At 65.3% G+C, this 1,065-nt stretch carries 1 pseudogene; it reads right to left on the bottom strand.

The features are described from left to right. Positions 1 to 479 precede the first annotated feature (479 nt). Positions 480 to 1,065 (bottom strand): annotated as a pseudogene (locus MKL01_RS00175) (hypothetical protein); the annotation flags it as partial.

The raw sequence follows: 1,065 nt of genomic DNA, 5'->3' as shown, positions 1-1,065 counted from the left end.
TTGAGCCTGCCGGCTGACCCGGGCGATCCGCTCATCCAGAACATTGTGGCGGTGCTACACCCTGGCGCCTGGTATGTGCTCGCCGCCCTCGTCGTCCGGTGGATGGGGCGGCTCGCCTCCAAGTGAACGGCGTGCTCGGCCAGGTCGAGGTCGGGGTGGAACAGGCCCCAGGCATCGGCGGCGGGGATCACGGCCGGCACCCTCCGCGCCCTGTGGGGGCCGCGAGAGCGGAACATGCTGGAACGGTCCGGAACGCGCTAAGCGACTGATCCGGTTGCCTTGTTCCACTGTTCCACTTGTTCCGCTTTAAAAGGTAAGAGGAAATCTTAGCGCCCCCGCGGCGCCCGCGGCTGGCCGCGCAATTTTTCCGGGAGAGTACGCGTCCAAAGCGGCACAAGCGGAACAGCGGAACAACCCCCATAAAATCAATGAGTTGTACCGGATCGGTCCCGGCTCGATGCGGATCAGAGCGGAACATTTCAGTCCTCCGCCTGCCTTTCCGACAGATCCGGATCGTTCCACTTCCATCCTGGGAACCGTCGCTCCCATTCCGCCCGGAGTTGCACCAGGGGCGGGAACTCCCAGCCGCGGCGGCGCAACACCTTCTTGGTGTTTGAGCATCCGTGCTTCTTTAGAATGTCGCCGAGAAGATGGTTTCTCCAGAGCTTCATCCGCGGCGAGATCTCGCGGGCCTGATCGTAGAGCCCCTTGTGGCGGATGACCTTCTTCCCGCCGAACCCGTTGTCGACCTCCTCCTCGTAGCCGTTCGAGACGGCGCAGTTCGGCCTGCGGTCGTCGCAGCACCAGAGCTGGCTGGATTGCAGCAGCTCGACCCACCACTGGTCCTCTGGCCGGAGGCTTTGGCTCTGCTGCTCGAGGGGGCCGGCGGTCTTCGGGATCCGGCGCGGGTGCCAGTCGCCGAGGTCGTGAGCCAGCATGTCGTACAGCATGGCGGCGAGGCCGCCGTTCGCGATCTCGGCGTAGAGCGGCCGGAACCAGGTCTCGTCCTGCATGTAGTCGGCCGAGACGGTGAACACCGCGTACCGGCGCTCGTCCTCGCCGGCC

Source organism: Methylobacterium sp. J-070 (assembly GCF_022829385.1).
Lineage (GTDB): Bacteria > Pseudomonadota > Alphaproteobacteria > Rhizobiales > Beijerinckiaceae > Methylobacterium.
Note: the sequence above shows the minus strand (reverse complement) of the source record. Positions and strands in the feature narration are given on the sequence as shown.